Source organism: Pseudomonas sp. ADAK18 (assembly GCF_012935695.1).
Lineage (GTDB): Bacteria > Pseudomonadota > Gammaproteobacteria > Pseudomonadales > Pseudomonadaceae > Aquipseudomonas.
In genome coordinates this window covers 475,939-502,361 of record NZ_CP052859.1, presented here as the reverse complement: position 1 = coordinate 502,361, position 26,423 = coordinate 475,939, and the positions used below count along the sequence as shown (strand labels likewise).

Here is a 26,423-nt window from a genome sequence, read left to right as displayed (position 1 = left end):
GGCCCGCAAGCGGGCCGTTGTGTAGGAGCGAGCTTGCTCGCGAAAAATCTATCAGCTCAACGCATTCAGTACTTTGCCAGTAATGGCTTCAACCGAGCCCACACCTTCGATGTGGCTGTACTTCGGCTTGCCCTGGGCAGCCGACAGCTTCTGGTAGAAATCCACCAGCGGCTTGGTCTGGGAGTGGTAGACCGACAGGCGATGACGCACGGTTTCTTCAGTGTCGTCCTTGCGCTGTACCAGGTCGTCACCGGTGACGTCGTCTTTGCCAGCGACTTTTGGCGGGTTGTAGACGATGTGGTAGACCCGACCCGAAGCTTCGTGAACACGACGACCGGCAATACGCTGCACGATCTCTTCGTCTTCAACGGCGATTTCTACCACGTGGTCCAGCTCAACGCCGGCCTTCACCAGAGCTTCAGCCTGAGGAATGGTACGCGGGAAACCGTCGAACAGGAAACCGCTCTTGCAGTCGTCCTGGCTGATGCGTTCCTTGACCAGGTTGATGATCAGATCATCGGACACCAGGCCACCGCTGTCCATCACGCTCTTGGCGATCAGGCCCAGCTCGGTGCCGGCCTTGACGGCCGCACGCAGCATGTCGCCGGTGGAGATTTGTGGAATGCCGAATTTTTCAGTGATGAACTTTGCCTGAGTACCTTTACCGGCCCCGGGAGCTCCCAGCAGAATGACGCGCATCGATGTGCTCCTCAATTTTTTTATAGAGATAACGCTCGGATTCGCCGCATGGGGCCAATCTCGGAAAAAAGGGTCATGGCCGCCCAAACGGCCAAAGGCTGATCAAGATACACAGCAGGCCTTAACCACACAAGCCGCCAAAAGTAGGAGGAACCCACGCCGCGCAGGCCTCATAACACAGCTATCGCCGGGCGCAACCCGGTGGCAAAACCTCGCGCCGCCCCTTTCGAGGCAACGCTCGGCTTTATCTGCAAGCCCTTGAGAACCCTTCAGAATTGTCAGCCGGTGTTACGCAAACCAGCGGCAATTCCCGCCACGGACACCAGCAACGCCTGTTCCAGAGGGCTGTCCTGCGCCGCTTCCCGCTGTCGGGAGCGTGCCAGCAGTTCCGCCTGCAAAAGGTGCAGTGGGTCGAGGTAAGTGTTGCGCAGACGGATGAACTCCAGAGTGTCCGGACTATGCGCCAGCAGTTGCGACTGGCCGGTCAGGCCGAGCACCACACTGCATGCCTGCGACAATAGGTCGCGTAAGTGCACACCCAGTGGCAGCAGATCAGGTTGTACCAGACGTTCATCATAAAGCCGGGCAATATCGGCGTCGGCCTTGGCCAGGACCATTTCCAGCATATCGATGCGGGTACGGAAGAACGGCCACTGCTCGCGCATCTGCTGCAGCAACTCACCTTCACCACGCTCCAGGGCTTTGCTCAAGGCCGCTTCCCAGCCAAGCCAGGCTGGCAGCATCAGGCGGGTCTGGGTCCAACCGAAAATCCACGGGATCGCCCGCAAGCTTTCGATCCCGCCGGCGCGGCGCTTGGCTGGCCGGCTGCCCAAAGGCAGTCGGCCCAGTTCCTGTTCGGGGGTGGACTGGCGGAAATACTCGACGAACTGCGGATTTTCCCGCACCACCGCGCGATAGGCACTGACGCCATCGGCCGCCAACTCATCCATCAAGTTACGCCATGCGGGTTCAGGCGGCGGCGGTGGTAGCAAGGTTGCCTCCAGCACAGCCGCCAGATACAGGTTGAGGTTCTGCTCGGCGATATCCGGCAGGCCAAATTTGAAACGGATCATTTCACCTTGTTCGGTGGTGCGGAAACGCCCTGCCACCGAACCCGGCGGCTGCGACAGAATCGCCTCGTGGGCGGGACCGCCGCCACGCCCAACGGTGCCACCGCGACCATGGAACAACAGCAGTTCTACCTGCTGTTCACGGCAGATATCCACCAGCCGCTCCTGGGCCCTGTATTGCGCCCAAGCTGCCGCCGTAGTGCCTGCGTCCTTGGCCGAGTCGGAGTAGCCGATCATCACTTCCTGCGGCCCCTGCAAGCGCGAGCGATAGCCCGGCAGCAGCAATAGGCGTTCGATCACTGGGCCCGCGTTATCCAGGTCGGCGAGGGTTTCGAACAACGGCACCACGCGCATCGGCCGCTGCACGCCAGACTCCTTGAGCAGCAATTGCACTGCCAGAACATCGGAGGCGGCACCGGCCATGGAGATCACATAAGACCCCAGCGACGCTGCCGGTGCGGCGGCTATTTCCTTGCAGGTGTTGAGTACTTCGGCGGTGTCGGCGGACGGTTTGAAATAGGCTGGCAACAGCGGCCGTCGATTGACCAGTTCACGCATCAGAAAGCTGATGCGTGCGTCTTCGTCCCAATCCTCGTAACGCCCCAGGCCCAGGTAGTCAGTGATTTCAGTCATGGCCGCGCAATGGCGGCTGGAGTCCTGACGCACATCCAGACGCACCAGGAACAGGCCAAAGGTCACCGCACGTCGTAGGCAATCAAGCAGCGGGCCGTCAGCAATCACCCCCATGCCGCAGGCATGCAAGGACTGGTAACACAACTCCAGCGGCTCCAGCAGGTCACGGTTGTTCTGCAGGACCTCGGCGGGCGCCGGGGTGCTGCCGGCCAACGAGGTGTGGGCCCATTGGCGGGTGGCACGCAGACGCTCACGCAGCTGTTTGAGCAGCGCCCGGTAAGGTTCAACGCTGTCACCGACCTTGGCCTGCAACTCAGGGCTGGCCTGTTGCATCGACAGCTCGGACGCCAGGTGATCGATATCGCGCAAGTACAGGTCGGCGGCCATCCAGCGGGCCAACAGCAACACTTCGCGGGTGACCGGAGCAGTGACATTCGGATTGCCATCACGGTCGCCGCCCATCCATGAAGCGAAGCGAATCGGCGCTGCTTCCAGGGGCAAATGCAGGCCTGTGGCAGCGTGCAAGGCAAGGTCAGCCTTGCGCAGATAATTGGGAATGGCGTGCCACAAGGAATGCTCGATCACCGCAAAGCCCCACTTGGCTTCATCTACGGGAGTCGGTCGGGTGCGGCGGATTTCTTCGGTGTGCCAGGCTTCGGCGATCAAGCGTTGCAGGCGTTGGCGGATCTGTTCGCGCTCGGCGGTGGTCAAGTCGCGGTGATCCTGCAGGGCCAATTGCGCGGCGATGGCGTCGTATTTCTGGATCAGGGTGCGGCGGGCGACTTCAGTAGGGTGGGCCGTGAGGACCAATTCGATTTCCAGGCGACCTAACTGGCGAGCCAGGGATTCGCTGCTGTGGCCTTCACTCTGCAAACGCGCCAACAGTTCAGGCAATACCCGTGACTCGAAGGGCGCAGGCGTCGACTCGTCGCGACGGTGGATCAACTGGTATTGCTCAGCGATGTTGGCCAGGTTGAGGAACTGGTTAAAGGCCCGCGCCACTGGCAGCAGTTCGTCTTCCTTGAGCTGATTAAGGCTGGCACTCAGCTCTTCGCCGGCGGCCTGTTCCGATGCGGCACCCCGTCGATCGGCCTTGGCGCCTTTACGAATCTGCTCGATCTTGTCGAGAAACTCATCGCCGTACTGCTCTCGAATCGTGTTGCCCAGCAGTTCACCCAGCAGGTGAACATCTTCACGCAAACGTGCATCGATATCGCTCATCAGCCAATCTCCAGCCAGAAATCCGGGATGCTTTGATCCCCAAGAGTGCCGCCGGCGCCGGCTTCTTACAAGGACCAGGAGAATTGACTTTAAACCTTGTGGCTTACAGCTAGTCTCAACTATGCGGTCCCCAGGATTGCCCGCTTACCTGAGCGCTCATCGAGGTCGTCATGAAAATCCGAGAATTGGCCCAGCATTGGGAAGAAAACGCCAAGGGTCGCCTGACCAAAACCGAATACGCCATCCATCTGGATGTAGAAGCCGCCGCCAGGCTCGCGGCACTCTGCGAGATGTACCCCAAACGGCACACCGAAGAGCTACTCGGCGAACTGATTGGCGCAGCCCTCGAAGAGTTGGAAACCAGCTTTCCTTACATCAAGGGCCAGCATGTGATTGCCACGGATGAAGAAGGTGATCCGCTGTACGAAGACGTCGGCCCTACACCGCGCTTTCTCACTTTGTCTCGACGTTACTTGCACGATTTGTCAGCTCAACCCGATAAGCAAAAACACTGATAAACATCCGCTAAAAACCCACCACCCCAGGTATTACGGGCCTCTCAGAGGCCCGTAATACCTCTGCGCCTGACGAAAGTTCAAACTTTTAAACGCTGACTATTCAGTCAAAAAAATATTTAGGCAAAGCGCCATCTTCTCTGAACTATTCAAAAAAGCCTCAGGTCACAGCCAGTAAGCCATCACTTGGAACAGCCGTTTGAAAGGCGTCCCGGAACTTACCGCCAGACCCTGTACACACTGCAAACCAGCGATGGATTTTGATGTTTTTGAGGAGTTACCCAATGGAGTTGATGACCATGAAGACCAGCACTGCCAAATCCTCGTTTAACCACCTGCGCGGGCTCAAATTGGCCGCGTTGGCAATCGGTACCAGCTTCATTTTGGCCGGTTGCGCCGGTAACCCGCCGACCGAGCAATACGCCGTGACCCAGTCAGCGGTGAACAGCGCGGTCAGCGCCGGCGGTACCGAGTTTGCAGCCGTGGAAATGAAATCGGCCCAGGACAAGCTCAAGCAAGCCGAAATCGCCATGCACGACAAGAAGTATGACGACGCTCGTCGCTTGGCCGAACAAGCTGAGTGGGATGCTCGCGTCGCCGAGCGTAAAGCTCAGGCTGCCAAGGCAGAGCAAGCCGTGAAGGACTCCCAGAAAGCTGTTCAGGAGCTGCGTCACGAAGGTATGCGTCCTGCTGTTATCCAACAGTAAGTGACTGACCTCTGATTGCATTGCACCCGAAATCGAATTGAAAGGACGACACCATTATGCGTAAACAATTGATGATCCCTGCCCTGCTGGCGATGAGCGTTGCCCTGGCGGCTTGCTCCACCCCGCCGAACGCAAATCTGGAAAACGCACGGACCAACTTCTCGGCCCTGCAAGCCAACCCGCAAGCCACCAAAGTCGCGGCATTGGAAACCAAGGACGCCAGCGACTGGTTGGACAAGGCTGACAAAGCCTACCGCGACAACGATGACGAGAAGAAAGTCGACCAACTGGCCTACCTGACCAACCAGCGTGTTGAAGTCGCCAAAGACACCATCGCCCTGCGCACTTCAGAATCCCAGCTGAAAAACGCAGGTGACCAACGTGCCCGCGCACTGCTCGAAGCCCGTGATGCGCAAATCAAGCAGCTGCAAAACAGCTTGAACGCCAAGCAGACTGATCGCGGTACGCTAGTGACGTTCGGTGACGTGCTGTTTGCCACCAACAAGTCCGACCTGAAATCCAGTGGCCTGGTGAACATCACCAAACTGGCGCAGTTCCTGCGGGACAACCCGGACCGTAAAGTGATTGTCGAAGGCTACACCGACAGCACCGGCTCCGATGCCTACAACCAGAGCCTGTCGGAGCGCCGTGCAGCGTCCGTACAGCGTGCACTGGCCCAACAAGGTGTGGATATTTCGCGCATCGTGACCCAGGGCTATGGCAAGGAATACCCGGTTGCCGATAACGGCAGCGTTTCCGGCCGAGCCATGAACCGTCGCGTTGAAGTGACCATTTCCAACGACAACCAGCCGGTCAAGCCACGTTCGTCAATCCAGTAACGGACTGGCAAAACGCCCGATGCAGTGCATCGGGCGTTTTGAGACTGAAACAGGTGTAACCCTATTTCGGGACTAGACAAGCCTCCTTCAATACAAGGGGGCTTTTTACTTCATCCGAATTGGACTTGGTTACTGTTATCTTGCGGCATCATACTTTGTAGACTTTGTTGATTCATTGGGTTCATGGAGCCAGATTGGTCTCCTGCGCCGCCCTGGCTGCCACCACCGCCCTGAGCACCACCGCCACCTTGGGCGCCGCCCATCATCATTTCCAGGAGTTTTTTAAGCATCTCAGGGTCGATGCCCTGCTTCTGCCCCTGGTCCAGACCCTGCATGCCGCCCATACCCTGCATGCCACCGATACCACCAACGCCCATACCCATTACACACCTCACAGTTAACTATTCATAAGTTTTTTATCAGCGGTGCTGACAATCCGTTCAGTGGTCTCTTACAAGATATGGTTCCGGGCTTCTGACTTACAGGTGGAGCGGGAGCCGATTCCTACGACTATTGCTCAAGCTGCGGCGTTTCCTGCCCCATACACCGCACCGCCTGTTTCTTGTTATTCACCAGCACGCCGGTCAGGCCTTTCTGTTCGGTATCAAACAGCACCAGCACACCATCGACGCATTGCGCCACCTGGGCTGCCGGGGTCAGGGAGATTTTGTAATCCTCGCCAGGCACAGTCTTGAGCATGGTGAAATCACTGAGCAATAACGCATCCTCCGGCTTGGCGAAATGCAGGTAGCCGTAGTACCACAGGCAGCCCACGGTGCCGATGATGGTGCCGATGCCGGTGAGAATCAGGGGAATCATGTTGCGTTCTTCACTCATTGCGGGCTCTCTGATGATTCAACTTTGAAGTTCGGGGCGACCGGGTAATTGGGGATTTCCCCCAGGCGGCGCAGACCATTGAAATGCTGCGGGTCGTCGAGGTAGCGCAGCATCACGGTTTGCCAGGTCTTGTCGGCAAATGTCTGTACGTGGTCACCCCGGGTCAACTGCAGCACCCTCGGCGGTGGCGCTGCTTGATACAGGCGGATACCGTTGGAAAGCGGCACGATCGGGTCATCCAGACTGTGAAACAGCAGTTTCGGCACGCCTGTCAACTGGGGCATGGCGTTGATCGCGCTATCGGCGTCCGGCACCAACCACGACAACGGTACCTGGAACGGCCAGGTTAACCAGGAAGTACTCAGGGCGAATTGCCCTACGTCACGATAACTGGCCGGCACACCATCCAGGACAATGGCCTTGAGTTGTCGTTGGCGCTCGGGATGTTGGGCCAGGTAATGCACCGCCAGCGCGCCCCCCAGGCTTTGGCCGAGGATGATCAGCGGTTGGCCCTGAGCTTCTGGGGCCTTATCGATCCAGTTGAAAGCGGCGTCCAGGTCTTGATAGATCGCAGGCAACGAAGGTTTGCCTTCGGACAGGCCATAGCCACGATAGTCCAGTAGCAACACTTGATAGCCCTGCTCCGGCAACCACCAGCTACCGCCCAAGTGCCAAGACAGGTTGCCACCGTTGCCGTGCAGGTGCAGCACCGTGCCCTTGATCGGCACACCGGCCTTGGCCGGCAGCCACCACGCATGAAGTTTGAGACCGTCGGCGGTGGCCAGGGTGACGTCGCGGTATTGCAGGCGGGCTTGTTCTGGCGTGAACGGCAGGCCCGGTTCGGGGTAGAACAACAAGGAACTGCAGCCGCTCAAGATCAGTAGCAGGCAAAAAATGCCGAGGATTCTCATCCGTTGAAGCCTCAGAAATGGATAAAAAGGTGGCCCAGCATTGTGGCGAACGGGCTTGCCCGCGTTGGGCTGCATAGCAGCCCCATTCTGATTCTCACGCTGTTTCAGGCAGAACACCCGATGCGGTTATAGGACTGCTACGCAGTCCAACGCGGGCAAGCCCGCTTGCCACAAGGGTCAGAGGATATTGGAGTAATCCGCCTCGATCCGATCCAGGCTCAGATGATTGAGGAAGTTGGAGAAGCACATCCAGGCCGCCAGGGCGTTCATATCGCGAAACTGCTCCGGCAGGTACTTGGGCGGCACCACCAACCCTTCGTCCACCAACTGGCGCAAGGTACGCATGTCCTCCAGGGTAGTCTTGCCACAAAACAGCAATGGCACCTGCTCCAGCTTGCCTTTGCGCACGGCCAACTGAATGTAGTTGTAAACCATGATAAAGCCCTTGAGGTAGGACAAATCCTTGGTAAACGGCAGGCCATTGGGCACCGAGCCGCGGAACACCCGGCTGGCGTTGCCGTAGCTTTCGGCCATTTCAAAGCCCTGCTCACGGAAGAATTCGTAAACCTGCAGGAAGTCCGCACCCTCCTCCACCATGTGAATGGCGCGGGTACGGTTGGTCAATTTACGCAGACGGCTGGGGTAGGAGGCGAAGGTGATGATTTCCATCAGGATCGCCAGGCCTTCCTGGGTGACGGTAGACGACGGCGGCCCTTTCGACAAAAAGGTACAGATTGGCTGGTTCTGGCCATTGAGGGTGGTACCCACGTGCACCAGGCCTTCGTGGACTTCCAGAGCCCGCACGTCGCGGTCGTTGAACATCGCGTCGGCGCGAATCTTGATGTAGTCGGCCCCCGCCGCCGCGTCGGCGACGATGCCGTCAGACTCGAACACCCGGATAGTTTCTTCCGCTTCGCCAAACACCTTGTTAAGACGGCTTTGCAGCAGGTTGACGGCATCCTTGGCGGTCAAGGTCTTGGCTTCGTCCTTGAGATCGCCACGGCCATCGATGTTGTTCAGGTAATCGGAGAGCATCAGGCCCAGGTCAGCCAGGGTTGGGTCACCGGCGTGGAACGCGTCGGAGGCGGCGCCATACAGTTCCTGGGAAATCAGGCCGAAATCTGCGGTGCCACGGGCTTCAAGCATGCGCACCACCATGCGGTATTCCCTGCACATGCGCCGCATGATCTGCCCCACAGGGCTGAACTGGCCGAGGGTGCGGGTGATGTCCCGCTCGATGTTCTGAAACTCCAGTTTCACCGCGCTGGAATCGAACGACAGGGGTCGATTGAGATAATAGTCGCGGTCCACCGCCGGCATTTCCTTGCCCTTGGCCTTGAGGAAGCCCTTGCGAATATTCTCGTCCCACTTCACCGCATCAAGGACACGAATCGGTGTTTGCGCCAGCACAATGCGATCAGACAAGGTGCGTATCGTCTGCTGGTAATCGTCCACCCGATGCTCCCTCTTTAAACGTTATGTAGCCATGCGCCGGTAGCGCATGGTCTCAACGGTAGTACCTTTTGCGCGATCGTTACACCGAAGCCAGTACCAGATGCATGTGACGCTTGAGAATCTCAAGCATCTCTTCGCCCGTCAGAGGCTCTGGCCCGCCAAGCAGGCCCTGATATTCCATCCGACCGATAATCGCCGTCAACACCTTGGCATCCTGTTGCGGCTCGCTGGAACCCAACACCTGGAAAAACTGGCAGGTGCCCTGCAACAGGATTTGCTGGTGGGAACGTACCAGATCAGCCAGGCGTGGGTTCAATAGCGCTTCCTGGCGAAAGGCCTGCTCGGCCATCAGGTACTCGCGACGATTGAGCAATTGCCGCTGCACGTAGTCGGCGGTCAGCCGTGCAATGTCATCGGCCAGTTGCGAGCGCGACTGCGCACTGCCATCGCCATAGGCCACCATTTCCCGCAGCAGGCCTTCGTTGCGTACCCACAGCTTGCCCATGAAGGCCGCGCTACGCTCCACATACTGGGCGAAGGTGTCGGTGAGCAGGTCATCGATGTCCTTGAAGTAATAGGTGGTCGCCGATAACGGCACCCCGGCCTCTGCCGCCACCGCCCGATGCCGAACGGCGCGCACACCCTCACGCACGACAATCCGCATGGCGGCATCGAGGATGTCTTGTCTGCGCTGTTCACTGCCCTGACGACTAGCCTTTCGGCCCTGATACTGAACGCTTTCAACCACGGCAGCAGCAATGCCGGCGGCGCCTTCTTTAGCCAATACGCGGTTCACAACACACATCCTTGGAAGAGGTTAAAGCCCGGCACTGCAAGCTTGACGCTTGTTCAGGCCACACAAAAAAGCCGCCTTATAAAAGGCGGCTTTTGATTCGCTACAGTTACGCTTGTGGCCGCATGTGCGGGAACAAGATCACGTCGCGAATCGACGGTGAGTTGGTCAACAACATCACCAGACGGTCGATGCCAATACCTTCACCGGCGGTTGGCGGCATGCCGTATTCCAGGGCGCGGACGAAGTCGGCGTCATAGTGCATGGCTTCGTCGTCGCCGGCGTCCTTGTCTGCCACCTGAGCCATGAAGCGCTCGGCCTGGTCTTCCGCGTCGTTAAGCTCGGAGTAGGCGTTGGCGATTTCACGGCCACCGATGAACAGCTCGAAACGGTCGGTGACGTTCGGGTTGTCATCGTTGCGGCGGGCCAGCGGCGAGACCTCGAACGGGTATTGGGTAATGAAGTGCGGCTGTTCCAGCTTGTGCTCCACCAACTCTTCGAAAATCATCACCTGCAATTTGCCCAGGCCTTCGAAGCCCAGCACCTTGGCGCCGGCTTTCTTGGCAATCGCGCGGGCCTTGTCGATGTCGTTCAGATCATCGGCAGTCAGCTCAGGGTTGTACTTGAGGATCGAATCGAACACCGACAGGCGCACGAACGGCTCGCCGAAGTGGAATACCTTGTCGCCGTACGGCACGTCGGTAGTCCCCAGAACCAGTTCTGCCAGTTCGCGGAACAGTTCCTCGGTCAGGTCCATGTTGTCTTCGTAGTCGGCGTAGGCCTGGTAAAACTCCAACATGGTGAATTCAGGGTTGTGACGAGTCGAAACGCCTTCGTTACGGAAGTTACGGTTGATCTCGAACACTTTCTCGAAGCCGCCCACAACAAGACGCTTGAGGTACAACTCAGGTGCGATACGCAGGAACATTTCCATGTCCAGCGCATTGTGGTGAGTTTCGAAAGGCTTGGCTGCGGCACCACCCGGGATGGTTTGCAGCATCGGCGTTTCCACTTCCAGGAAGTCACGCTTCATCAGGAAGGCACGGGTGTGGGCAATCACTTGCGAACGCACGCGGAAAGTGTGGCGCACGTCTTCGTTGACGATCAGGTCAACGTAACGCTGGCGATAGCGCTGCTCGGTGTCGGACAGACCGTGGTGCTTGTCCGGCAACGGGCGCAGGGATTTGGTCAGCAGGCGCACGTTGGTCATTTCAACGTACAGGTCGCCCTTGCCGGAACGGGCCAGGGTGCCAACGGCTGCAATGATGTCGCCCAGGTCCCAGGTTTTCACTGCGGCCAGGGTTTCTTCGGACAACGTCTTACGGTTGACGTAGACCTGGATGCGGCCGGACATGTCCTGGATCACCATGAACGAGCCACGGTTGAGCATGATGCGACCTGCCACCTTGACCGGAATCGCCGCTTCTGCCAGCTCTTCCTTGGTCTTGTCGGCGTACTGTTTCTGCAAGTCTTCGCAGTAGGCGTCGCGACGGAAGTCGTTGGGGAAGGCATTGCCCTTGGCGCGCTCGGCAGCAAGCTTTTCCTTGCGCAGGGCGATCAGGGAGTTTTCTTCCTGTTGCAGGGCTTGCGGGTCGAGTTGTTGGTCGCTCATGTCTTTTGAAATTCCATCACAGGTACGTTTTCCCCAGCCTTCGGCTGGGGATCGCGGGCAAGAACTAGGTGTCCCCCCCGCTCCTACAGTGTTAAAGGCCTTGTTTCAGGCTGGCCACCAGGTACTCGTCGATATCGCCGTCGAGGACTTTATCGCAATCGCTGCGTTCGATGTTGGTGCGCAGGTCCTTGATTCGCGACGCGTCGAGCACGTAGGAGCGAATCTGATGACCCCAGCCGATGTCGGACTTGGTGTCTTCCAGGGCCTGGGACGCGGCGTTGCGCTTCTGCACTTCCTGCTCATACAAACGGGCCCGCAACATTTTCATCGCGGTGTCTTTGTTCGCATGCTGGGAACGTTCATTCTGGCAACTGACCACGGTGTTGGACGGTACGTGAGTAATACGTACAGCCGAGTCGGTGGTGTTTACGTGCTGACCACCGGCACCCGAGGAGCGGTAGGTGTCAATGCGCAGGTCCGACGGGTTGATGTCGATCTCGATGTTGTCATCGATTTCCGGCGACACGAACACCGCCGAGAACGAGGTATGGCGACGGTTGCCGGAGTCGAACGGACTCTTGCGCACCAGGCGGTGTACGCCGATCTCGGTACGCAGCCAACCAAAGGCGTATTCACCCTTGATATGAATGGTCGCGCCCTTGATCCCGGCGACTTCACCGGCGGACAGTTCCATGATGGTCGCGTCGAAACCGCGCTTGTCAGCCCAGCGCAGGTACATGCGCAGCAGGATGTTGGCCCAGTCCTGAGCCTCGGTGCCACCGGAGCCGGCCTGGATATCCAGGTAGGCGTTGTTGGCATCCATCTCACCGCTGAACATACGACGGAATTCGAGTTTTTCCAGGGCCTCGCGCAGGCGCTCGACTTCAGCGGCCACGTCATCGACGGCGCCCTGGTCTTCTTCCTCGGCGGACATCAGCAGCAGGTCCTTGGCGTCGGCCAGGCCTGAGTGCATCTCATCGAGGGTTTCTACGATCTGCGCCAGCAGGGAGCGCTCGCGCCCCAGTTCCTGGGCATAGGCAGGGTTGTTCCAGACACTCGGATCTTCAAGCTCGCGATTGACTTCGGTCAGACGCTCATGCTTTTGATCGTAGTCAAAGATACCCCCGAATAGTTTCGGAGCGCTCGGACAGGTCCTTGATACTGTTAAGGATCGGGTTGATTTCCATGGCGGGCAGCACTCGTTGGCGAACTTTTGAAAGCCGGCGAGTATAACGGTAAACGGCTGAAAACGGCAGTCCGCTTGGCCGAAAAGGCAGGTTTGAGTGCGACCTATGCATCAACACAGAGCAAATGTGGGAGCGGGCTTGCTCGCGAATGCGGTGTGTCAATCAACACCTATATTGACTGATCCAGCGCATTCGCGAGCAAGCCCGCTCCCACAAGGGTTTTGTGGTGTTTCGGCTATTCGATCCCCACCTGATTACGCCCATTATGCTTGGCCAGGTACAACCCCTTGTCCGCCGCCGAAATAAGCTGCCGGCAATCGGTACCCAATTGCGGCGTCATGGTCGACAGGCCAATGCTGATCGTCAAGCTCGCGCCTTCGGCCGGGGTGATGTGGGGGATTTTCAGGGCCGCCACCGCCTGACGCAGCTTCTCGGCCACCAACCGTGCACCACCCGGTGAGGTGTTGGGCAGCACCAAGGCAAATTCTTCACCGCCGTAACGGGCCGGTAAGTCCGATGGACGACTGCTGGCATCGCGAATAGTCGCGGCTACTTTGCGCAGGGCCTCGTCGCCTTCCAGGTGGCCGAAACTGTCGTTGTAGGTCTTGAAGAAGTCCACATCGATCATCAGCAACGATAATTGGGTCTGGTCACGCATGGCGCGGCGCCATTCCAGTTCCAGATACTCGTCAAAGTGCCGACGGTTGGACAGCCCGGTCAGGCCGTCGGAATTCATCAGGCGCTGCAATACCAGGTTGGTATCGAGCAACTGCTGCTGACTGACCCGCAATGCGCGATACGCCGCATCCCGCTGCAACAGAGTCATGTAAGAACGGGAGTGGTAACGAATCCGCGCCACCAGCTCGATGTTGTCCGGCAGCTTGACTAGGTAGTCGTTGGCCCCAGCTGCAAACGCCGCACTCTTGATCAGCGGGTCTTCCTTGGTCGAGAGCACGATGATCGGAATATTCTGCGTGGCCGGGTGGTTACGGTATTCGCGTACCAGGGTCAGCCCATCCAGGCCCGGCATCACCAGGTCCTGCAGGATCACCGTGGGCTTGATGCGGATCGCCTGGGCAATGGCCTGATGCGGGTCGGCGCAAAAGTGGAAGTCGATATTGTCTTCTTGGGCCAGGCCACGCCGCACGGCTTCGCCGATCATTGCCTGATCGTCGACCAGCAACACCATGGCGGCGTTCTCGTCGGTCTTGAAGTCATCGAGTTGTAAATCATTCATTTGCGGTCACCTGAATTACTACTTTGCCGGCCAGGACGCGAGTTATATCGGTCATTTTGCGAATATCTCCAGCAATCGTGGCGCAATTCTGTCCAATGGGCGAATTTCAACAGCGGCGTCGATCGCGGCTGCCGCTTTGGGCATGCCATACACCGCGCTGCTTTGCTGGTCCTGGGCGATGGTCAGGTAGCCTTGCTGACGCATCAATTTGAGTCCCTGAGCCCCGTCGCGCCCCATGCCAGTCAGCAATACGCCGACGGCATCGCCGCTCCAGTAACTGGCGACACTCTCGAAAAACACGTCGATGGACGGCCGGTAGATCTCGTTTACCGGCTCGGCGGTGTAAGCCAGCGTGCCGTTCTTCAACAGACGAATATGATGATTGGTGCCCGCCAGCAACACCACGCCACTTTGCGGTGGCTCACCTTCCCGAGCCAGGCGTACCGGCAGGCCCGAAGCACTGCTCAGCCATTCCGCCATGCCCGCGGCGAAAACCTGATCCACATGCTGCACCAGCACAATGGCCGCCGAAAAATCTCGAGGCAAGCCCTTGAGCAGCGCCTCCAGGGCGGCCGGACCACCGGCGGAAGAGCCAATGGCTACCAGCCTCTGGCGCTTACCCATAACCCGCTGCGGCGCGGGTTCGGCACGTACACGAGCGCCCCGCTGGCCAATCAGCCAACCGATATTGAGGATCTTGCGCAGCAACGGCGCCGCCGCTTCCTTGGCATCGCCCACACCCAGGGCCGGGGTATCCACTACGTCCAGAGCACCGTGGCCCATGGCTTCGAAGACACGGCCGACATTGGCTTGACGGTCCACGGTGACAATAACAATCGCACACGGTGTCTCGGCCATGATTTGCCGGGTAGCCTCCACGCCATCCATCACCGGCATGATCAGGTCCATCAGGATCAGGTCCGGCGTCAACTCGGCACAACGCTGCACCGCTTCCAGGCCGTTACTGGCCACCCACACCACTTCATGGGCCGGCTCCAGGCTCAGGGCCCGGCGCAACGCCTCAACAGCCAGGGGCATGTCATTGACAATAGCGATCTTCATGCCCTGGCACCTCCAATCAGCTCCACCACCGCATCCAGCAGTGCATCGTCATGGAAACTAGCCTTGGCTAGATAATAGTCGGCTCCAGCGTCCAGTCCACGACGCCGGTCTTCTTCTCGATCTTTGTAGGAGACCACCATCACCGGCAACGACTGCAGACGGGTATCGCGGCGCAAGAGTGTGACCAATTCGATACCGTCCATACGAGGCATATCAATGTCAGTGATGAGCAGGTCAAAGTCTTCGGAACGCAAGGCGTTCCAGCCATCCATGCCATCCACCGCAACCGCCACGTCATAACCGCGATTGAGCAACAGCTTGCGCTGCAACTCGCGCACGGTGAGCGAATCATCCACCACCAGAATACGCTTGCGCGCCACTTCGACGACGTGCTGATTACGCCGGGCAATGCGCTCCAGACGACCGGTATTCAGCAACTTGTCCACCGAGCGCAGCATGTCCTCGACATCGACGATCAACACCACCGAGCCATCATCGAGCAAGGCGCCGGCGGAGATGTCCTGGACCTTGCCCAAGCGGTCATCCAGCGGTAACACCACCAACGTGCGCTCACCAATAAAGCGCTCCACGGCGATACCATAGACCGCCTCGCGCTCGCGGATCACCACGACCTTGAGGGTCTCCTCATTGCTCTGCCCTGGCGGCCGATGCAGTAACTGACTGGCAGCCACCAGACCAACATGCCGGCCCTCATGCCAGAAATGCTGGCGACCTTCCACCTGCACGATGTCATCGGGTTCCAGGTCGCACATGCGTTCGATATGGGCCAGGGGGAACGCGTAGGCTTCATCCCCGACTTCCACCACCAGGCTGCGCACCACCGACAGGGTCAGTGGCACTTCCAGATGGAAACGACTGCCCTGCCCCGCCGTCTGCTCCAACACCACCGCACCGCGCAACTGGCGGACCATATGCTGGACCGCATCCAGGCCGACGCCACGCCCGGAGACTTCGGTGACCTTGTCCCGCAGGCTGAAACCCGGCAGGAACAGGAACGTCAGCAGTTCTTCCTCACTGAGGCGCAGCGCGGTTTCCACCGGCGACAGATTGCGATCGACAATAGTGGCTCGCAGGCGCTCAAGGTCGACACCGTTGCCGTCATCACTCAGCTCCAGTACCAGCAGACCCGCCTGATGGGAGGCCCGCAGGCGGATCAGGCCTTCTGTCGGCTTGCCGGCCAGCAGGCGCTGCTCAGGCGTTTCGATGCCGTGATCAACGGCATTGCGTAATAGATGGGTCAGTGGCGCTTCGAGCTTTTCCAGCACATCGCGGTCGACCTGAGTCTTTTCACCTTCAACCTCCAGACGCACTTGCTTGCCCAGGCTACGGCCGAGGTCGCGAACCATGCGCACCTGCCCGGCCAACACATCGGCAAAGGGCCGCATGCGGCAGGCCAGCGCGGTGTCGTAAAGCACTTGGGCACGCTGCCCGGCCTGCCAGCCGAACTCATCCAGCTCGGCGGTTTTTTCCGCCAGCAGCGACTGCGCTTCACTTAACAGGCGACGAGTATCGGCCAGGGCTTCCTGGGCCTCCAGGCTCAATTCAACGAGCTTGAGCTGGCCATCGAGGTTGTCCAGCGCGCGTGAGCTGTTGCTCTGGATGCGTTTGAGGCGTTGCAGGCTGGCCAGATAAGGCTTGAGCCGCTGGGTTTCCACCAGGGATTTGCTGGACAAGTCCAGCAGGCTGTTCAAGCGTTCGGCGGTGACCCGCAATACCCGTTCGCCACCTTCGGTCATCCACTTGTTCTGCCGCGGCACATCGCTGCTGAGCGGTGGTGCGGGCTCAGGCTCTGGCGGTAGGTCTTCGACGAGCGACGTGGGTGCTGGCTCTGGTTGCGGTGTAGGTGGTGCGACTTTGGCGCTCAATTGCGACGGATCGAGCAAACGCTCCATCAACGCCACATACGCCTCGATATCTGCCGGGCCCACCGTATTGCCGGGGGTGGCAATACGCATCAGCAAGTCGGTGCCCTGCAGCAACGCATCAATATGTTCCGGTTGCAGATAAAGCCGGCCTTCCTGGGCGCTGACCAGGCAATCCTCCATGACATGGGACACGCTGACCCCGGCATCCACCCCAACAATCCGCGCCGCTCCCTTGAGGGAATGAGCGGCGCGCATGCAGGCTTCAAGCTGATCGGCCTGGGTCGGGTTGCGTTCCAACGCCAGCAAGCCGGCGCTGAGGACCTGGGTCTGGGCGTCAGCTTCCAGGCTGAACAATTCCAGCAGCGACGCATCACGCATCTGGTCGGGGGTCATGTGAGACTCCGGGTCACGGCGGACAACAACTGCTCTTCGTCCAGCCAACGCAGGCTGCGGCCTTTGAACTGCAATACGCCCTGGGTAAAGCGCGCGCTGGCTTGGGTACCGGACGCAGACGCAGCCTTCAAGGTGCGCTCATCAATGGCATGGATGCCGTCCACCTCATCCACCGGCACCACCACCGGGCCGTCTTGCGCCGCGATAATCAACATGCGTGGCATGATCCGACCACCGCTCGGGCCACTGCCGGAGCCGTCCAGGCCCAGCAACTCCACGAGCGACAGGCAAGCCACCAAGGCTCCCCGCACATTGGCTACCCCCAGCAACGCCCGCGAGCGCTGGTGGGGCAAGGAATGAATCGGCTGCAACGGCGCCACTTCCACCAGGCAACGGGTGGCGATGCCCAACCATTCCTCGCCGAGACGAAACATCAGCAGCGAGCGCGTGACGATATCGCCATCAGCCTCCACTGCAGCCACTGGACGGCGATCGTCCTGCTGCAGGGCATAGCGGTCGAGCAAACGGGTAGCGGCGGCGGAATACACCGAGCAATTACGGCAATGAATGTGTTCGGCCAGCAAAGGGCAGGACTTGTCACCGTGGATACCGATGCGGTTCCAACAGTCGTCGATGGCCTGGGTGTCGGCCAGGGTCAGGTCCATCCCGAGGTCCTGGGATACAGGGTCAATCATCGTTTACGCTCACTGTCTGCTCGCTCGCTGCGGGCGGCACGGGCCTGCAAGCGGCGGGCTCCCGCCACATCACCCTGGGATTCAAGCAACGCGGCCAAATGCATCAAGGCCTGCGGGTGCTGGGGTTCCAGGTACAAGGCTTTTCGATAATAGCCCTGGGCTTCCAGGGCGCTGCCGGCCACATCACTGAGCAGGCCCAGCCAATAAAACACCTGGGCCGCCGGCGGATGGCTCTGTAGGTAACGCTCGCAGGCAGCACGGGCTTCGAGGCTTTTGCCTTCATTGGCCAGGATTGCGATCTGACTGAGTAAATCGGCAGCATCCGAATGCGCAGGCGCTGCCTTGATCGGCGTCACCTGCGCACTGAATGAGCTGAAAGGTCGAGGCTTCACGGGAATCGGTGCCGCGCTGCGCTGAGGTACAGGCGCCGGCATGGGCACAAAGACCGGCTCAGGCACCGGCTCGGCATGCCGACTGAACGCAAAAGACTGCGGTACACCAATCGAGCGCATGCCCAGGCGCCCCAGCAAGCTGCCCTCGGCGGGGCCAATAAACAGCACACCGTCGACATGGGTCAGGGTTTTGAGTACTTCAAATACCTGCTTCTGTGTCGGCTGATCAAAGTAGATCAGCAGGTTGCGGCAAAATACGAAGTCATAGGTCGGCTCATTGGCCAGCAACGCCGGGTCCAGCAAGTTGCCCACTTGCAGGCGCACTTGTTCGCGAACCCGGTCCGAAACCCGGTAGCCATCGCTTTGCTCGGCAAAGTGACGCTCGCGAAAGTCGATGTCCTGGCCACGAAAGGAATTCTTGCCATACACCCCACGCCGGGCACGTTCCACCGACAACGGGCTGACGTCCATGCCCTGGACCTTGAACTGATGGGGTGCAAGCCCCGCATCGAGCAAGGCCATGGCAATCGAATAAGGTTCCTCGCCGGTAGAACACGGCAAGCTGAGAATGCGCAACGCGCGCATCTGCTTGATCTCGGCCAGCCGTGACAGCGCCAGCCGGCCCAAGGTGGCGAAGGACTCCGGGTATCGGAAAAACCAGGTCTCAGGGACGATTACCGCTTCGATCAGCGCTTGCTGTTCGTCATGGGAGCCCTGTAAATGCAGCCAGTACTGATCCGCGGTCAGTGCCTGCAAGGCCTGACTACGCTGGCGCACGGCACGCTCAATGATGGCTTCGCCCACCGAAGCAACATCCAGGCCGATGCGTTCTTTAAGGAAGTCGAAAAAGCGTTGGTCACTGCTCATCACCCCTCCTCAGGCGTCAGGTCGGCAGAAAACAGCAAGGCCCGCACCTCAGCCGTCAGCAGGTCGGCCACTCCAATCCATTGCATCAAGCCCCGCTCGTCTTCACGTACTGGCCCCAGGTATGGCGCCTGGCGATTGTCCAGGCCATAGGGCTGGAAGTCCGCCGGGTCACAACGCAGGGTATCGGTGGCCTGTTCGAGAATCAGGCCCAGCCAGCGCGCATCAACCCAAGGCTCAGGCCGATAGTTGACCAGCACCAACCGTGTACTGGTTCGGGCCTGGGCCGGTGAACCGAAGGTCAGGGCGCTGAGGTCGATGACCGGCACCATCACCCCTCGATGGGCAAAGATCCCGGCCACCCAAGCAGGCGCATGGGCGATGGGTTTCAACGGCAAACGCGGCAGCACCTCGGCCACTTCGGTGGCCTTGAGGGCATAACGTTCGCTGGCAATGTGAAACACCAGGAACAACGCTTTTTTCGCTGCCGTAACGGCGCCGCGTTTAGCCGCGAGGTCGCTCATCAGACTTTGAAACGCGACACGCCACTGCGCAAGCCCACTGCGACCTGGCTCAGTTCATCAATGGCGAAGCTGGCTTGACGTAGAGACTCCACAGTCTGGCTGCTGGCATCGCCCAATTGCACCAGGGCGTGGTTGATCTGTTCTGCGCCGGTGGCCTGAGCCTGCATGCCTTCATTGACCATCAAAACACGAGGCGCCAGGGCCTGGACCTGATGAATGATCTGCGACAGCTGCTCGCCCACTTGCTGCACTTCGGACATGCCACGGCGTACTTCTTCAGAAAACTTGTCCATGCCCATCACGCCTGCAGACACGGCCGACTGGATCTCGCGGACCATCTGCTCGATGTCGTAGGTAGCCACGGCAGTCTGGTCCGCCAGGCGCCGCACTTCGGTCGCGACCACGGCAAAACCACGGCCGTACTCACCGGCCTTCTCGGCCTCGATCGCCGCGTTGAGGGACAGCAGGTTGGTCTGGTCGGCGACCTTGACGATGGTCACTACCACCTGGTTGATGTTGCCGGCCTTCTCATTGAGGATCGCCAGTTTGGCATTCACCAGGTCGGCGGCCCCCATCACCGAGTTCATGGTTTCCTCCATACGGGCCAGGCCTTGCTGGCCAGAACCGGCGGCCACCGAGGCCTGATCGGCAGCGGTGGACACTTCAGTCATGGTGCGCACCAGGTCCTTGGACGTTGCTGCAATCTCCCGGGACGTAGCACCGATCTCGGTGGTGGTCGCGGCAGTTTCAGTGGCGGTGGCCTGTTGCTGCTTGGACGTGGCGGCAATCTCGGTGACCGAGGTGGTGACCTGCACTGACGAACGCTGAGCCTGGGACACCAGAGCGGTCAGCTCGGTCATCATGTCGTTGAAGCCGGTTTCCACGGCGCCGAATTCATCCTTGCGCTCCAGGTTCAAGCGCTTGCTCAGATCGCCGGTGCGCATGGACTCGAGAATATCGACGATGCGTTTCATCGGCGCCATGATTGCCCGCATCAGCAGCAGGCCACAAAGGCCGGCAGCGAAGATCGCCAGGATCAACGAGACACCCATGCTGATTTTCGCGGCGTTCACGGCATCGTCAATCGCCGCAGTGGCGTGATCCGCCACTTGCTTGTTCTCATTGATGATGTCGTTGAGCTTCATGCGGCCTGCGGTCCAGGCCGGTGTCAGTTGCTCGTTAAACATCTTGACCGCCTCGGCGTCATTGTTAGCCAAGTGCAAGTCCAGAACCTGAGCGAGGATTTTGTTGTAGGCCTGGTGCAGATTTTCGAAGGTATTGAACTCGCTCCGATCCTGGTCCATGTTGATCGTGGCCGCGTAACTGGCCATGTGCTGCTCGAGGCGTGCTTCGAAAGATTTATAGTCCTGCTTATCGGCGTCAGAAATGCCCTGATTTTTATGCAAACCAATCAACTCCTGGGTTTGCAAATAGCTGTCGACCCAGGCGCTGCGGATCATCGAGCTGAAAAACACCCCAGGTACGGCGTCGTCGCGGACCGATGTCTCGCTGGTCTCGATCTTCAGTAACCGTGAATACGAGACCACTACCATCAACAGCATGATGGCAATGATGACCGCAAAGCTCGCCAAAATCCTTTGGCGCAAGGTCCAGTTCTTCACAGTAATTCCTCGAGGGCCGATCAAATGGAGGGGAGTATAGCTGAGCAAATGCCATCATCTATCAATGGGTTGTGGGGTGGGTCTCAGGGAATGCAAAAAGATTGTGGTGGAGGGGGATTGACTTGTGGCGGGGCTGTTTGGGGGGCGGGTTGTTTGGTGTGTATATCCGTTGTTGTGGTAACGGCTGAGTAGGGTTTCGCCCTTACGGCGACTCACTTTGCAAAAGCGGCAAAGTAAGCAAAACGCTCTTGCCCCACCACTCGGCACCTCGCTAAGGCTCGGTGTGCCCGTAATCCGACATTGATTTGGGGGGCCGCCGCCATCGGCCATCCATGGCCGAGGGCGGCTAAACCGGCGTCCTGCCGGTTTACCCCCCAAATCAATATCGGATTCCGGCCAGCGTGGTTTAACAGGGCGCCTCAGATCAAGATCAAAAACCAGATCAAAAGACCGCTGACTTCGCCAGCGAATAAGGATGTAAAAGCCACACCGCGTACGCTTCAAAGATTAGGTCGGCTACTAGGCCGCCTCGCTCTGTTTTTGATCTTAGGCGCCCCGTTAAACCACGATGGCTGAACGTAGGCATTGGTCCGTGGGTAAACCGGCAGGACGCCGGTTTAGCCGCACTGGGCCAGGGATGGCCCATTGCGGCGGCCCACGGAGCAATGCCTACGTTCAGGCATGCCGAGCCACAGCGAGGCACCAAGTGGTGGGGCAAGAGCCCTTTGGTTACTTTGGGCTGGGCCGGCATTCCGGCTCTTCCAAAGTGACCCGCCGTAAGGGCGGAACCTTAAGTAGCCGTTACCGCAAAAACGGATATGTACACAAAACAACCACCAAACATCAGAGCATCGCCGCCCTCACCTGCCTCTCCAACTCAACCTTCAACCCCGGCTCCAACTTAAGCTGGCGAGCCAGTTCATCCAAGTAGGCCTTCTCCATGAAGTTCTCCTCATCCACCAGCATCACACTGGCGATATACATCTCAGCCGCCATCTCCGGCGTACTCGCCGCCCGCGCCACATCAGTCGGGTCCAAGGGCTTGTTGAGTTCAGCATGCAACCACTGTTGCAACTCCTGATCGTTATCCAGCTTGGTAAACTCGCCTTCGATCAACGCCCGCTCCCGCTCATCTACATGCCCATCAGCCTTGGCCGCCGCCACCAACGCCTTGAGAATCGCCTGGCTATGCTGCTCAACCTGAGCCGCCGGCAAACGATCAATGGTTTGCGGCTCCCCTTGTGGTGCATTGGCCTGCTGCGCCTGCCAGTTGCCATAGGCCTTGTAGGCAATCACCCCCAACGCCGCCAGGCCACCGTAGGTCAGCGCCTTGCCGCCAAACTTGCGGGCTTTCTTGTTGCCCAGCAACAACCCCATGGCCCCGGCCGCGAGGGCACCACCGCCAGCACCACCCAGCAAGCTTCCCAGCCCGCCGCCACCAAGTAACCCGCCCAAGGCGCCTTTGTCTTCGCTTTTACGCTGGCCACCAGCCTTGTTTTGCAGCATGTCCTGGCCGGACTTGAGCAACTGATCAAGCAATCCACGGGTATTCATCACAGCCTCCAGAAACTTGGGTTTACAGGACTAATAAGGCCACCAGCGTAAAACCAAGTGCCACAAACTCGCGGCCTAGAGTACTTCCAGATGTAACACCGCTCTTGTAGCTTCAAGCTTCAGGCTTGAGCCGACACGTCTTGTTTCACATACGAGGCCATCACCCCGCCATCAATCATTTTTCCTTCGGCACCGAACGGCTTAAGCTATTTGGCATCTGTTTAATGTCCGTTGCGTTTGGCCGAAGGCATGTCCGAACCGTTATCTCTAATCCACCACGTGCCAGGAACGGCGCGGGATTGCTCACGACAGGTTGTATCTATGCACCGCAGGAATTTGCTCAAAGCGTCCATGGCCATCGCGGCTTATACCGGTCTGTCGGCCAGCGGCCTGCTGGCCGCCCAGGCTTGGGCAGGAAATCGTGCCGCGGATGGCGACGCCCTGGCCTTCGACTTCGAGACACTGAAGGCCCAGGCCAAGCAATTGGCCAGCAAGCCATATCAGGACACCAAACAGGTGCTGCCTCCCACTCTGGCCAACATGACCCCGCAGAATTTCAATGCCATCGGTTACGACGGCAACCATTCGCTGTGGAAGGAATTGAACGGCCAGTTGGATGTGCAATTCTTCCACGTCGGCATGGGCTTCAAAACGCCAGTGCGCATGCATAGCGTCGACCCGAAGACTCGAATGTCCCGCGAGGTGCATTTCCGGCCGTCGCTCTTCAACTACGCAAAAACCACGGTCGACACCCAACAACTCAAGGGCGACCTGGGTTTTTCCGGATTCAAGCTGTTCAAGGCGCCGGAGCTGGATCGCCATGACGTGCTGTCTTTCCTCGGCGCCAGCTATTTCCGTGCGGTGGATTCCACTGGCCAGTACGGGCTTTCCGCGCGCGGCCTGGCCATCGACACCTACGCGAAAAAACGTGAGGAGTTCCCCGACTTCACCCAGTTCTGGTTCGAGACCCCGGACAAGGACAGCACCCGCTTCGTGGTCTATGCCCTACTGGACTCACCGAGCGCTACCGGCGCCTACCGCTTCGACATCGACTGTCAGGCCAACCAGGTGGTCATGGCGATCGACGCCCACATCAACGCTCGCACAGCCATCGAACAACTGGGCATCGCGCCGATGACCAGCATGTTCAGTTGCGGCACCCATGAACGCCGAATGTGCGACACCCTCCACCCGCAAATTCACGACTCGGATCGCCTGGCGATGTGGCGCGGCAATGGCGAGTGGATCTGCCGCCCGCTGAATAACCCGGCCACCCTGCAATTCAACGCCTTCGCCGACAAGGACCCGAAAGGTTTCGGCCTGGTGCAGACCGACCATGAGTTCGCCAGCTACCAGGACACCGTTGACTGGTACAGCAAGCGCCCGAGCCTGTGGGTAGAGCCGACAACCGCGTGGGGCGAAGGCTCTATCGATCTGCTGGAAATTCCTACCACCGGCGAAACCCTGGACAACATCGTGGCCTTCTGGACCCCGAAAACACCCGTGGCCGCCGGCGACTCCCTGAACTACGGCTATAAGCTTTACTGGAGCGCCCTGCCGCCGGTCAGCACACCGCTGGCGCAGGTCAACGCCACCCGTTCGGGCATGGGCGGCTTCACAGAAGGTTGGGCACCGGGCGAGCATTACCCCAAGGTTTGGGCCCGACGTTTTGCCGTGGACTTCAACGGTGGTGGCCTGGACCGCTTGCCCGAAGGCACGGGAATCGAGCCGATCGTCACCTGTTCCCATGGCGAAGTGAAGGATTTCAGCGTGCTGGTACTCGATGCCATCAAAGGCTATCGAATCCTCTTCGACTGGTACCCGACCAGTGACAGCGTGGAGCCGGTAGAACTGCGGCTGTTCATTCGCACCCAGGACCGGACCCTGAGTGAAACCTGGCTGTACCAGTACTTCCCACCGGCGCCAGACAAACGCAAATACACCTGACAGGCACGTTGATCGTTCCCATTGTGTGGGAACGATCAACGCCTTTTCAGAACCGAGAAATACTCTTCATTGCCCCAATCAGATACCGCATCGCCACCTGGTCGTTTTCGGTCAGGGCGCGGTACTGCTCCAGCAATTGCGCCTCATCCGAACTCAACCAACGACGGCGCAACGACAGCTTACGGGTCAGAAAAAACTCCAGAACACCCGCTAAACCATAGGTTTTGGCCATGGACTCTTTCTCCGTGTAATAAACATCGACTCCTTGTGCCCATAATCTCCTCCCGTAAAGCGCAATGCTTCCGTGGATAAACAGACTGATTCCCTGGGCCAGAAACCCGCCTTACTTAAAGCGTAGAAACTATCCAGGCGCGTGTGAGATTTTTTTAGAGCAATCACTTAAAAAACACTTTGGCAGTAACGATCTACAGCCTTCGGATGACCAAGGATCACGACTTCTCTGACAACGAGCAATAAAAAACCCACCGTTGTCAGCGGTGGGTTCTGGTTGAACAAACAGCCTGTCAGTCCCGCAAGTCCGACTCATGAATCGGCTGGTCCCGGTGTGTCGCCCGTTGATACTGCGCTGGCCAGATCGCTTTGCGCCCACCGAGGTCATCGTCGGCGTGTAGCGGCCAGTACGGATCACGCAACAGCTCACGGGCCAGGAAGATGATGTCGGCCTGGCAGGTACGCAGGATGTGCTCGGCTTGAGCCGGCTCGGTAATCATGCCCACGGTGCCGGTAGCTATCCCGGACTCTTTGCGCACACGCTCGGCGAAGCGCGTTTGATAGCCGGGGCCGATGGGGATTTCCGCATTGGCGGCGGTGCCTCCGGACGATACGTCGATCAGGTCAACACCCAGCCCTTTCAAGCGGCGCGCCAGCTCTACGGTTTCATCCGGGTTCCAACCGTCTTCCACCCAGTCGGTGGCCGAGAGCCGCACAAACAATGGCAGTTCTTGCGGCCAGACCGCGCGTACGGCTTCGGTCACTTGCAGCACCAGGCGGATGCGATTTTCGAACGAGCCGCCGTATTGGTCCTGACGCTGATTACTCAAGGGCGAGAGAAATTGGTGCAACAGGTAGCCATGGGCGGCGTGAATTTCCACCACTTTGAAACCGGCGACCAACGCCCGCTTGGCCGATGCAACAAACGCCTCGATCACAGCCTGGATTTGCCCTTCGTCCAATTGTTTCGGTGACGTGTGCTGCGGGTCGAAGGCAATCGGCGACGGGCCAACCGGTTGCCAGCCACCGTCGCCTGGCTTGACGCTGCCGTGCTTGCCGAGCCACGGCCGGTGGGTACTGGCCTTGCGCCCGGCGTGGGCCAATTGAATCCCCGCTACCGCGCCCTGGGCACTGATAAAGCGGGTGATGCGTTGCAAGGGTTCGATCTGTTCATCGTTCCACAGCCCCAGGTCCTGAGCGGTGATGCGACCATCGGCGGTGACGGCAGTGGCTTCGGTAAAAATCAGCCCGGCGCCGCCCACGGCCCGACTGCCGAGGTGCACCAGGTGCCAGTCATTGGCCAGGCCGTCGGTGCTGGAGTACTGGCACATCGGCGACACGGCAATGCGGTTGAGCAGGGTCAATTGGCGCAGGGTATAGGGTTCAAGCAGCAGACTCATGGGGCACCTCTTCTCGTATCCGGTGGGCTGGCTCCAGGGTTCTGTTTGAAAGGTCGACGAAAATACCCACCCCCCGGTGGGCTGAAACAGGACAAGGTCACAAGACCAATCACACAGTGCTTAGAGACTAGTCGACA

Annotated in this window: 23 protein-coding genes; 5 read left to right on the top strand and 18 right to left on the bottom strand. The window is 59.2% G+C overall.

The window, feature by feature from the left end; all coding sequences use genetic code 11:
• Positions 1–51 precede the first annotated feature (51 nt).
• Positions 52–699: an adenylate kinase gene (adk, locus tag HKK55_RS02235; RefSeq protein WP_169353169.1), complete on the bottom strand. Its 648-nt coding sequence runs from the start codon at positions 697–699 to the stop codon at positions 52–54.
• Positions 700–977: 278 nt separating this feature from the next.
• Positions 978–3,623 carry a phosphoenolpyruvate carboxylase gene (ppc, locus tag HKK55_RS02230; protein WP_169353168.1) on the bottom strand — a complete coding sequence of 882 codons (2,646 nt, stop codon included), beginning with the start codon at positions 3,621–3,623 and terminating at the stop codon, positions 978–980.
• Between the two features lie 170 nt (positions 3,624–3,793).
• Here ppc and HKK55_RS02225 point away from each other — a divergent pair, with 170 nt between their 5' ends.
• The 4 genes from HKK55_RS02225 to HKK55_RS02210 all read left to right on the top strand — a co-directional run bounded on the left by HKK55_RS02225 (position 3,794) and on the right by HKK55_RS02210 (position 6,085).
• Positions 3,794–4,138 (top strand): pilin assembly protein, encoded by a 345-nt coding sequence (locus tag HKK55_RS02225; protein WP_169353167.1) that lies wholly within the window; start codon positions 3,794–3,796, stop codon positions 4,136–4,138.
• Between the two features lie 299 nt (positions 4,139–4,437).
• Complete coding sequence (locus HKK55_RS02220) at positions 4,438–4,845, top strand: DUF4398 domain-containing protein (RefSeq protein ID WP_237151311.1); 408 nt, start codon at positions 4,438–4,440, stop codon at positions 4,843–4,845.
• Between the two features lie 56 nt (positions 4,846–4,901).
• Positions 4,902–5,684 carry an OmpA family protein gene (locus HKK55_RS02215; protein ID WP_169353165.1) on the top strand — a complete coding sequence of 261 codons (783 nt, stop codon included), beginning with the start codon at positions 4,902–4,904 and terminating at the stop codon, positions 5,682–5,684.
• A 194-nt stretch (positions 5,685–5,878) separates the two neighbouring features.
• On the top strand, positions 5,879–6,085 hold the full coding sequence (locus HKK55_RS02210) for a hypothetical protein (protein WP_169353164.1): 207 nt from the start codon (positions 5,879–5,881) through the stop codon (positions 6,083–6,085).
• Positions 6,086–6,194: 109 nt separating this feature from the next.
• Here the strand turns inward: HKK55_RS02210 and HKK55_RS02205 are convergent, their stop codons facing one another.
• The 14 genes from HKK55_RS02205 to HKK55_RS02140 form a co-directional block, all read right to left on the bottom strand.
• Entirely contained in the window at positions 6,195–6,521 is a 327-nt protein-coding gene (locus HKK55_RS02205) for a hypothetical protein (RefSeq protein ID WP_169353163.1), read from the bottom strand.
• A complete protein-coding gene (locus HKK55_RS02200; protein ID WP_169353162.1) occupies positions 6,518–7,432 on the bottom strand; it encodes an alpha/beta hydrolase in 915 nt (304 codons plus the stop codon). The genes HKK55_RS02205 and HKK55_RS02200 overlap by 4 nt, the downstream gene beginning before the upstream one ends.
• Positions 7,433–7,609: 177 nt before the next feature.
• Positions 7,610–8,887, bottom strand: coding sequence for a flavohemoglobin expression-modulating QEGLA motif protein (locus HKK55_RS02195; protein ID WP_169353161.1), 1,278 nt, complete (start codon positions 8,885–8,887; stop codon positions 7,610–7,612).
• 79 nt (positions 8,888–8,966) lie between these two features.
• Positions 8,967–9,683 (bottom strand): TetR/AcrR family transcriptional regulator, encoded by a 717-nt coding sequence (locus tag HKK55_RS02190; protein ID WP_169353160.1) that lies wholly within the window; start codon positions 9,681–9,683, stop codon positions 8,967–8,969.
• 106 nt (positions 9,684–9,789) lie between these two features.
• Positions 9,790–11,292 carry a lysine--tRNA ligase gene (lysS, locus tag HKK55_RS02185; RefSeq protein WP_169353159.1) on the bottom strand — a complete coding sequence of 501 codons (1,503 nt, stop codon included), beginning with the start codon at positions 11,290–11,292 and terminating at the stop codon, positions 9,790–9,792.
• Between the two features lie 91 nt (positions 11,293–11,383).
• Positions 11,384–12,479, bottom strand: a protein-coding gene (gene prfB, locus HKK55_RS02180; RefSeq protein ID WP_169353158.1) for a peptide chain release factor 2 whose coding sequence is annotated in 2 segments (ribosomal slippage) — positions 11,384–12,406 and positions 12,408–12,479 — 1,095 coding nt in all. Because the reading frame shifts where the segments join, the coding sequence is not laid out codon by codon here.
• Positions 12,480–12,714: 235 nt separating this feature from the next.
• Positions 12,715–13,716, bottom strand: coding sequence for a PleD family two-component system response regulator (locus HKK55_RS02175; protein WP_169353157.1), 1,002 nt, complete (start codon positions 13,714–13,716; stop codon positions 12,715–12,717).
• Positions 13,717–13,767: 51 nt separating this feature from the next.
• Positions 13,768–14,778: a chemotaxis response regulator protein-glutamate methylesterase gene (locus HKK55_RS02170; RefSeq protein ID WP_169353156.1), complete on the bottom strand. Its 1,011-nt coding sequence runs from the start codon at positions 14,776–14,778 to the stop codon at positions 13,768–13,770.
• The gene (locus HKK55_RS02165) at positions 14,775–17,057 is read right to left on the bottom strand and encodes a hybrid sensor histidine kinase/response regulator (protein WP_169353155.1); all 2,283 of its coding nucleotides are present in this window, start codon (positions 17,055–17,057) and stop codon (positions 14,775–14,777) included. Before HKK55_RS02165 ends, HKK55_RS02170 begins: the two co-directional genes overlap by 4 nt.
• Positions 17,054–17,752, bottom strand: a complete 699-nt coding sequence (locus tag HKK55_RS02160) for a chemotaxis protein CheW (RefSeq protein WP_169353154.1) — start codon at positions 17,750–17,752, stop codon at positions 17,054–17,056. The genes HKK55_RS02165 and HKK55_RS02160 overlap by 4 nt, the downstream gene beginning before the upstream one ends.
• Complete coding sequence (locus HKK55_RS02155) at positions 17,749–19,011, bottom strand: protein-glutamate O-methyltransferase CheR (RefSeq protein ID WP_169353153.1); 1,263 nt, start codon at positions 19,009–19,011, stop codon at positions 17,749–17,751. The genes HKK55_RS02160 and HKK55_RS02155 overlap by 4 nt, the downstream gene beginning before the upstream one ends.
• A complete protein-coding gene (locus HKK55_RS02150; protein WP_169353152.1) occupies positions 19,011–19,532 on the bottom strand; it encodes a chemotaxis protein CheW in 522 nt (173 codons plus the stop codon). The genes HKK55_RS02155 and HKK55_RS02150 overlap by 1 nt, the downstream gene beginning before the upstream one ends.
• Positions 19,532–21,154: a methyl-accepting chemotaxis protein gene (locus HKK55_RS02145; protein ID WP_169353151.1), complete on the bottom strand. Its 1,623-nt coding sequence runs from the start codon at positions 21,152–21,154 to the stop codon at positions 19,532–19,534. The genes HKK55_RS02150 and HKK55_RS02145 overlap by 1 nt, the downstream gene beginning before the upstream one ends.
• Before the next feature lie 843 nt (positions 21,155–21,997).
• A complete protein-coding gene (locus tag HKK55_RS02140; protein ID WP_169353150.1) occupies positions 21,998–22,708 on the bottom strand; it encodes a tellurite resistance TerB family protein in 711 nt (236 codons plus the stop codon).
• A gap of 321 nt (positions 22,709–23,029) precedes the next feature.
• Between HKK55_RS02140 and HKK55_RS02135 the strand changes: the two genes are divergently transcribed.
• Positions 23,030–24,655, top strand: coding sequence for a glucan biosynthesis protein D (locus HKK55_RS02135; protein ID WP_169353149.1), 1,626 nt, complete (start codon positions 23,030–23,032; stop codon positions 24,653–24,655).
• Between the two features lie 46 nt (positions 24,656–24,701).
• On the opposite strand, the gene HKK55_RS02130 is transcribed toward HKK55_RS02135, so the two are convergent.
• The gene (locus HKK55_RS02130) at positions 24,702–24,887 is read right to left on the bottom strand and encodes a hypothetical protein (RefSeq protein WP_169353148.1); all 186 of its coding nucleotides are present in this window, start codon (positions 24,885–24,887) and stop codon (positions 24,702–24,704) included.
• Positions 24,888–25,179: 292 nt separating this feature from the next.
• Entirely contained in the window at positions 25,180–26,286 is a 1,107-nt protein-coding gene (locus HKK55_RS02125) for an NADH:flavin oxidoreductase/NADH oxidase (RefSeq protein WP_169353147.1), read from the bottom strand.
• Between the last annotated feature and the right edge of the window lie 137 nt (positions 26,287–26,423).